Consider the following 8080-nt stretch of genomic DNA (forward strand, 5'->3'; position numbering starts at 1 on the left):
CGATGGGGTAAATTGGTCATGACTCAATATTTCTACACCCAGGAACAGGCCTTGTTCCTGCCGCCCGAGCAGCTCGGCGGTAAGGCTGCCAACCTCGCCCGCCTGACCCGTGAAGGTCTGCCCGTACCGCGCTGGTGGGTGCTGACCACCGAGGCCTTCCAGCTGCTGCTGGAGGACAACCACCTCAGCGCCTCGATCGAGGCACGGCTGAAACTGGTCGGCCGCGACAACGCCGCCCTCGAGGTGCTGGCCCTGCAGATCCAGCAACAGGTGCTGGCCGCGGTGCTGCCCCAGGTGTTGCGCAACCAACTCGCCGAGGCCCTGGCGGGCCAGGAGCAGGTCCAGTTCGCGGTGCGCTCCTCGGTGCTCGGTGAGGACGCCCAGGGCGCCTCGTTCGCCGGCCAGATGGACAGTTACCTGTTTCAGTCCGGGCTCAGCGCCATCGAGCAGAGCCTGCTGCAGGTCGCCGCCTCGGCGTTCAACGCCCGTGCCTTGCAGTACCGCCAGGCCAAGGGCATCGCCCTGAGCGATATCCGCGCCGCGGTGATCGTCCAGGAGATGGTCGAGGGCGACGTCTCGGGTGTGATGTTCACCGCCCACCCGGTCACCGGCAGCCGTCGCCATGCCCTGATCTCGGCGGCCTGGGGCGTCGGTGAAGGCATAGTCGCCGGTATCTGCAATACCGATGAATACAGCGTCGGCCTGTTCGACGACCAGGTCGCGGTGCAGCTGGCGGACAAGGACGTCGCCGTGCGTTTCGACAGCGGCAGCGGCCGCGGCACCCGGGAAGTAGAGGTCGATTCGGCGCAGCGCCATGCCCGGGCGCTGAGCGATGCCCAGGTGCTGCAGCTGCGCGACCAGGGTCGGCAGATCGCCAGCCTGCTGCGCTTTCCCCAGGACATCGAGTGGACCTTGCGCGGCGAGCAGTTCTATATCCTGCAGACCCGCCCCATCACCCGCTTGCCGGCGCCCAGCCAGCCCAGCGGCCAGCGCCTGGTGTTCGACAATTCGAATATTCAGGAATCCTACTGCGGGGTGACCACGCCGCTGACCTTCTCGTTCGCCAACCGTGCCTACGCCACGGTGTACGAACAGACCATGCGGGTGATCGGCGTCTCCGACCGGCAGATTCAGGCCCACCGCGACATGCTCGACAATATGCTTGGGCTGATCCACGGGCGGGTCTATTACAACATCAACAACTGGTACCGCGGCCTGCTGGTGCTGCCTTCGTTCAAGACCAACAAGGCCGACCTGGAACGCATGATGGGCCTGACCGATCCGGTGGATCTGGTGCAGGACCAGCAACCGGGCCTGGCGGCCAAGCTGGCCAAGTTGCCCCAGGTGCTGCGCGCGCTGTTCCTGCTGACGCGCGGTTTCCGCCGCATGGACGCGCTGGTCGGCGAGTTCCGCGCGATGTTCGACCGCGCCTACCGCAGCGTGCCGCGCGACGAACTGCATTGCCTGAGCGTCGGCGAGCTGATCGACGAAGTCCGTCGACTCGACCGTGAACTGCTGCAGCGCTGGACCTCGCCCATCGTCAACGATTTCTACGTGATGATGATGAACGGCCGGGTGCACCGCTGCCTGGTGGCCGCCGGCCTGGAACAGCCCGAGGTGCTGCAGAACAACCTGCTGTCCGGCGAGGACGGCATCGAGAGCACCGAGCCGACCAAACTGCTGCTGCGCATGTGCGCCTACGTGCGCACCCGCGCCGAACTCAAGGAGCTGATCGAGGGCGCCGACAACGCCAGTCTGCTGGGCCGGGTGCAGGTCTGGGACCCGCTGTTCCATGGCCAGTGCCTGCACTATATCGAGCAGTACGGTGACCGCACCATGGGCGAACTCAAGCTCGAGTCCATCACCCTGCGCCAGGACCCGAGTTTCCTCTTCGCCATTCTGAAGAACTACCTGAGCCGGCCCGACCTGACCCCCGAAACCCTGGCCGCCAACGAAGCGCGTTACCGCCTGCAGGCCGAGCAGCTGGCATTCGAGACCATCGCCCAGCGTCTCGGCGCCCGGGCCTTGCGCCGCTTCAAGAAGCACCTGGGGCAGCTGCGCTCGGCCATCCGCAACCGCGAGAACATGCGCCTGGCGCGTACCCGCATGTTCGGCCTGTACCGCGACCTGTTCCTCGAGATCGGCCAGCAGTTGGCCATGGACGAGGCCCTGGCCCTACCCCGGGATATCTTCTACCTGAGCCTGGACGAGCTTTACGCGCTGCAGGATGGGCGCGCCGTGCAGACCGAGCTGAAAAGCCTGGTCAGTGCCCGCCAGGCCGAGTATGCCGGCTACGAGCAGCAGGACCTGCCGCACCATTTCTGGACCTGGGGCATGGTCTACCGGCACAACAGCTACGAGTACCCGCACACCCCGGTGGTGCAGGCCGAGGGCGATATCCGCGGCATCGGTTGCTACCCGGGGGTGGTGGAGGAAAAAGTCCGGCTGATCTTCTCGCCCCAGGACGAGCTGTCGCTCAACGGGCAGATCCTCTGCACCGTGCGCACCGACCCGGGCTGGGCGCCGCTGTTCCCCACCGCTGGCGGCATTCTGGTGGAACGCGGCTCGACCCTGTCCCACTCGGCCGTGGTGGCCCGCGAGCTGGGCATTCCGGCGATTGTCGGGATTCCCGGGATCACCGCGTTGCTGCGCAACGGCGAGCGGGTGCGCATGGACGGCGCGGCGGGCACCATCGAACGCCTGGATCCGCTGGAGATCCCGGTGGCGGTCAGCCTGCTCGACGATCAGGGGGTGGCCCATGGCTAGTGTCTGGATGGGGGCCTGGCGGCCGGAACAGGCGCTGCCGGCTGCCTTTGTCGAGTTGCCCCAGCAGGTTTATGCCGAGCATCCGGCCTGGCTCGGCGAGGATCCCCAGGCCCTGGCCCGGCAGTTCTCGCCGGCCAACCCCTGGTTCGCCAGCGGCCAGGCCTGGCTGGGGGTGGAACCGGGCCTGGCGCGCCTGGCCGGTTTCTTCAATGGCCAGGTGGTGGACGGCGAAACCGTGGCGTTTTTCGGCTTCTGGGAGACACTGGAGGATCCGGCCGCCAACCAGCGCCTGTTCCAGGGCCTGCGCGACTGGGCCCATGGCTTGGGTGCCACCCGCCTGTACGGACCGATCAATTTCACCACCTTTGGCAATTACCGGTTGCGCCTGGACCAGTTCGAGGCTGGCTGCTTCGCCGGTGAACCCTTCAACCCGCCCTATTACCCGGGCCTGCTCGAGGGGCTCGGTCTGGACCTGCGTCACCGCTACCTCTCGACCTTCAACCAGACCGGGCAGATAGCCGCTTCGGTGGGGCCTGACTATATGCGGGTCAGGCCCGAGCTGCAGCGGCTGGTCAGCCTGGAGCCGCTCGACGGGGCGTTCTGGATGGCCCATCTGGACGAGTTGTACCCCTTCGTCGACCAGGTGTTCGGCGCCAACTTTGCCTATACGCCGTTGTCGCGCCAGGCGTTCGAGCAACAGTGCGGCCAGGGCCTGGCTGACCGGCTGTGCCCACACAGCTCGGTGCTGGCACGGGCAAAGGACGGCCGGATCGCCGGGTTTTTCCTCGCTTACCCCGACTACGGCCCGCTGTTGCGGCGGGACAGCCCTCAGCAAGTGTCCGCTAACTCGCTCAGCCATGCCGCGCACTACCCGTTGCTGCCCACGCCGCGCCAGCTGCTGGCCAAGACCGGTGGCGTGCACCCGGACTTCCGCCAGCACGGCCTGTTTACCGCCATGGGCAGCGAGGTGGTGCTGCGCGCCGCGCCCCATTACCAGCGCATCGTCGGCGCCATGGTGCGCGAGGACAACAACTCCCGGCAGTTCGCCCTGCGCCACAGTGGCGGTGACCTGCACCACTATGGCCTGTACGGGGGAAGCCTATGACCATCGACAATTTCTGCGCTCCCATGGTCGCCGCGGCCCGCCGCCATCCCCAACGTCTGGCGCTGCGGGTACCGCGCGCCAACGATGACTACCGCAGCGTCGATCACCTCAGCTATGCCGAGTTGTTGGCCCGCGCCGCCCAACTGCAGGACGGCCTGCTCAAGGCCGGCCTGCAGCGCGGCGACCGCGTGCTGCTGATCGCCCAGCCCAACCTGGACCTCTACGCGGTGATTCTTGCGCTGCTCGGCCTGGCCATGGTCCCCGTCCTGCTGGACCGCGGCATGAGCCGCCCACGCCTGGTCGCCTCGATCCGCCACAGTGGCGCCCGTGCCGTGCTCGGCGAGCGGCAGTTACTGAAACATTGGTGGCTGCTGCCCAGCCTCTGGCCCCTCAAGCGCCTGGCACTGGACGGTCGCACAGCGGGGGTAAGCGCGCTGAGCTGCAATACCCGACCCACGGCTCAGGGCTTTCGCTGCGAAACGGTGGACGAACACAGCCATGGGCTGATCAGCTTCACCTCCGGCAGCACCGGCCTGCCCAAGGGTGCCGACCGTACCCACGCCAGCCTGACGGCCCAGCACCTGGCCATCCGCGAACACTGGCCGGACCAGGACGACGACATCGACCTGCCCTGTTTCCCGGTGCTGGTGCTGCATAACCTCTGCTGCGGCATCAGCACCGTGCTGCCGGCCACCGACCTCGCCACACCGGGCCAGGTCGACGCCGCCAGCGTGTTGCGGCAGATCCAGCTCGATGGCATCACCCGCGTGGCTGGCGCGCCGGCTTACCTGCAGCGGCTGGTCGAGCACGCGCAGACCCATGGCTGGCGCTATCCCGGCGTGCGTTCGCTGGTGGTCGGCGGCTCGACCCTGACCGAGCGCCTGGCGCGCGATTGCCTGGCGGTTTTCCCCAATGCCCACGCCCGGGTGGTCTACGGCTCAACCGAAGCCGAGCCGATCGCCGAAGTGGACATGGACGAGCTGTTGCGCGACTGGCACCGGCAACCAGGCCACCTGGTCGGCCGGCCCGCGCCCATGACCGAACTGTGCATCGTCGACCCGAACCAGGCGCTGACGGACGCGAGGGCGGTGGTGCGTGCGCGGCAACCGGCCGGGCAATTGGGAGAAATCCTGGTGGCCGGCCCCCACGTGCTCAAGGCCTATGTGGACAACCCCCTGGCCACCGCCGAGAGCAAGATCCCCCGTGGCGACGGCCTGGTTTGGCACCGCACCGGCGATGTCGGCGCGCTGGACGACCAGGGTCGGCTCTGGCTCAGCGGCCGACTCAAGGATGCCTTGGCACTGGACGGCCAGCCGTTCTACAGCTTTCCCCTGGAAAAGGCGCTGGATGCCTTGCCTGGGGTACGCCGCAGCGCCTTGATCAGCCACGCCCAGGGTGACGCGGTGCTGGTCATCGAAGGCCATCCGCCGAGCGGGTTGGCCAGCCTGCTCGGCCAGCACGGTCTGGGCACCGCACGCCTGGCCCAGATCGAACGGATGCCGGTGGATGGCCGGCACAACAGCAAGATTGACCGCCCGGCCCTGCGCGACGCGCTGAGCAAGGGGCAACTGGTCCTCAAGGGAACCCCACCATGAAAAGCCTCGACACCCCCTCCTTGTACATAGTGCGGCTGAACCCGGCGGACCTGGTCACGCTGTCCGGCCTGCTGACCTCGGGCCTGGCCCTGCTCAGTGCCTTGAACGGCCTTTTTCCGCTGGCCTGCGCCTGCTTGTTCCTGGCCATGCTCGGCGACGCCCTGGACGGCATGCTGGCCCGCCACCTGCAGCTGGAGCGTCCGTTCGGGCGCTACCTGGACGGCTTCGTCGACATGCAGATCTACCTGGTGTCGCCCGCGCTGATTCTGTATCTGCAAGGTTTCGACGGCTTCTGGATGTTTTTCCTGCTGCTGCTGATGGGCTGCGGCTGCACGCGCCTGGCGGTGTTCAACGACATCGGCAATATCCGTGAGGGCGACGACCTGGCCTACCTGGGCATGCCGGTGTTCTGGAACCTGTTCCTGCTGGCCGGCTTCCAGTTGCTGGTGCTGTGGCTGCCGCCGCTGCTGCTGCACAGCCTGCTGGCCATTGCCCTGGTTGCGTTCAGTCACGCCATGCTCTGGCGCCGGCCGTTCTTCAAGTTCAAGCGCCTGTCGCATATTTTCGCGCTGTGCCTGGGCGGTTTTGCGCTGCTGGCAGCACTGCAGTTCCTGGTGGGCGTTCCCCATGGCTGAAGCCCTGCTGATTGCGCTGTACCTGCAAGTGCCAGTGGTGATTGGCGGGGTCCTGCATATGCTGGCGGTGACCCGCGACGCCTTGCCGACGCTGCGTGTTCCGCTGCATGCCGGCCTGTTCGGCGCCAACAAGACTTGGCGCGGGGTGCTGCTGGTGCCGCTGCTGACCGCCTTCGGCGCACTGTGCCTGTGGCCCAGCGAGCAGCTGCTGGGCGCTCGCGCGGTCTTCACCCAGCCGCTGTGGCTGGCCGGCCTGGTGGCCGGCTTCGCCTACGTGCTGGCCGAGCTGCCTAACTCCTGGATCAAACGCCGACTGGGCATCGCCCCAGGCGTGGCGCCTTCGCGCTGGGTGGTGCTGGGCGACCAGTTGGACTCGGGCCTGGGCGTGGCCCTGGCCTACGGCCTGCTACTGGGGCAACCGGCGCGGGTCTGCCTGCTGTACGCCCTGACCTTTCCGCTGACCGCGCTGCTGGTCAAGCGCCTGCTGTACTGGGGGCGGCTCAAGCAATCGGCGGTCTAGGAACAACGCAGGCAATTTTCGACCTGTAGCGCCTCACCCATTACAAAGCCGCTATCTAATGCGCCATGAGTGTCTCGCTGGGGATACCGCGGCCGTCGCGGCTGATCTCGATCCAGCCCCACTGGTCCTGGCAGGCGGTGCGCAAAGTGAGGAAGCCGGGGTCTCCATGGCCTGTCTATGCCCGTAGCAGTCTGGAACTGCGTCGCCCGACCTGCCCCTACGTAGCGGCCGCAGCGCACAAACCGTGGTCCATCGACAGTGTTGAACGCCAGTAACGCTACTCCCAGGGTCCATACCCGCGCCTTTGGAACACTGCAGTAACCGAAAGCTAAGCATTGCTGAATGCGAAATCAGATCAGATAACGCTCTTATCCAACTGATTTAAATGCATATAAATTATCAGTTGTTTAGCTGTGGAGCCGCTTCAGCGATCCCGCTTGACGTATACGTCAAGCATGCCTTACGTTAACGTAAAGGTCATAGCCCGAGCCCTGTCGATGAGCAGCCCCACCTACAGCATTTCCGAGTTGGCCCGCGAGCTGGACATCACCACCCGCGCCATCCGCTTCTACGAGGAGCAGGCGATGCTGGCCCCCGAGCGCCGGGGGCTGGAGCGCATCTACAGCGCCAAGGACAAGGTCACCCTCAAGCTGATCCTGCGCGGCAAGCGCATCGGTTTTTCCCTGGCCGAGTGCAAGGAGCTGATCGAGCTCTATGATCCGGTACACGGCAACCGCAAGCAGCTGGAAACCTTTATGCGCAAGATCGCCGAACGTCGCGCCCAGCTCGAGCAGCAGCTACTGGATATCCAACAGATGCAGCTGGAACTCGACACGGCCGAAGAGCGGTGCCAGGTAGCGCTGGCTGAAACCGATCAAAAACAATCTCTTAGCAACTGAATCTCTTTACAAATATAACAGGTGGAACCATGAGCTATCCGTCACTCAACTTCGCCCATGGCGAAACCCTGGACATGTTGCGCGAGCAAGTGCAGCACTTCGCCGCCGTCGAGATAGCCCCGCGCGCGGCCGAGCTGGACCGCGAAAACCTGTTTCCCGCCGACCTTTGGCGCAAGTTCGGCGACATGGGCCTGCTCGGTGTCACCGTCGAGGAAGAGTACGGCGGCGCCGGCCTGGGTTACCTGGCCCATGTGATCGCCATGGAAGAAATCAGCCGGGCCTCGGCCTCGGTCGCCCTCTCCTACGGCGCCCACTCCAACCTCTGCGTCAACCAGATCAAGCGTAACGGCACGGCCGCGCAGAAAGCCAAGTACCTGCCCAAGCTGGTCAGCGGCGAGCATGTCGGCGCCCTGGCCATGAGCGAGCCGAATGCCGGCTCCGACGTGGTATCGATGAAACTGCGCGCCGACAAACGTGGCGATCGCTACGTGCTCAATGGCAGCAAGACCTGGATTACCAACGGCCCTGACGCCAACACCTATGTGATCTACGCCAAGACC

General features: G+C 65.9%; 7 protein-coding genes. All 7 read left to right on the plus strand.

Features of this window, described 5'->3' with window-relative positions; genetic code table 11:
- Positions 1-18: 18 nt before the first annotated feature.
- Complete coding sequence (locus ABWY06_RS01315; protein WP_353923748.1) at positions 19-2766, plus strand: phosphoenolpyruvate synthase; 2748 nt, start codon at positions 19-21, stop codon at positions 2764-2766.
- Positions 2759-3871 (plus strand): hypothetical protein, encoded by a 1113-nt coding sequence (locus ABWY06_RS01320; RefSeq protein ID WP_353923749.1) that lies wholly within the window; start codon positions 2759-2761, stop codon positions 3869-3871. The genes ABWY06_RS01315 and ABWY06_RS01320 overlap by 8 nt, the downstream gene beginning before the upstream one ends.
- Positions 3868-5466: a fatty acid CoA ligase family protein gene (locus ABWY06_RS01325; protein ID WP_353923750.1), complete on the plus strand. Its 1599-nt coding sequence runs from the start codon at positions 3868-3870 to the stop codon at positions 5464-5466. Before ABWY06_RS01320 ends, ABWY06_RS01325 begins: the two co-directional genes overlap by 4 nt.
- Entirely contained in the window at positions 5463-6101 is a 639-nt protein-coding gene (locus ABWY06_RS01330) for a CDP-alcohol phosphatidyltransferase family protein (protein ID WP_353923751.1), read from the plus strand. Before ABWY06_RS01325 ends, ABWY06_RS01330 begins: the two co-directional genes overlap by 4 nt.
- Positions 6094-6621 carry a hypothetical protein gene (locus ABWY06_RS01335; RefSeq protein ID WP_353923752.1) on the plus strand — a complete coding sequence of 176 codons (528 nt, stop codon included), beginning with the start codon at positions 6094-6096 and terminating at the stop codon, positions 6619-6621. The genes ABWY06_RS01330 and ABWY06_RS01335 overlap by 8 nt, the downstream gene beginning before the upstream one ends.
- 497 nt (positions 6622-7118) lie before the next feature.
- Positions 7119-7520, plus strand: coding sequence for a MerR family transcriptional regulator (locus ABWY06_RS01340; RefSeq protein ID WP_353923753.1), 402 nt, complete (start codon positions 7119-7121; stop codon positions 7518-7520).
- 29 nt (positions 7521-7549) lie between these two features.
- Positions 7550-8080: acyl-CoA dehydrogenase family protein (locus tag ABWY06_RS01345; protein WP_353923754.1), on the plus strand; the 531-nt coding region annotated here is incomplete at its 3' end.

The sequence above is a fragment of the Pseudomonas sp. genome, assembly GCF_040514055.1.
GTDB lineage: Bacteria > Pseudomonadota > Gammaproteobacteria > Pseudomonadales > Pseudomonadaceae > Aquipseudomonas.

Coding starts and splice junctions, on each gene's coding strand:
- ABWY06_RS01315 (WP_353923748.1), top strand. CDS start 19: ATGACTCAATATTTCTACACCCAGGAACAGGCCTTGTTCCTGCCGCCC.
- ABWY06_RS01320 (WP_353923749.1), top strand. CDS start 2,759: ATGGCTAGTGTCTGGATGGGGGCCTGGCGGCCGGAACAGGCGCTGCCG.
- ABWY06_RS01325 (WP_353923750.1), top strand. CDS start 3,868: ATGACCATCGACAATTTCTGCGCTCCCATGGTCGCCGCGGCCCGCCGC.
- ABWY06_RS01330 (WP_353923751.1), top strand. CDS start 5,463: ATGAAAAGCCTCGACACCCCCTCCTTGTACATAGTGCGGCTGAACCCG.
- ABWY06_RS01335 (WP_353923752.1), top strand. CDS start 6,094: ATGGCTGAAGCCCTGCTGATTGCGCTGTACCTGCAAGTGCCAGTGGTG.
- ABWY06_RS01340 (WP_353923753.1), top strand. CDS start 7,119: ATGAGCAGCCCCACCTACAGCATTTCCGAGTTGGCCCGCGAGCTGGAC.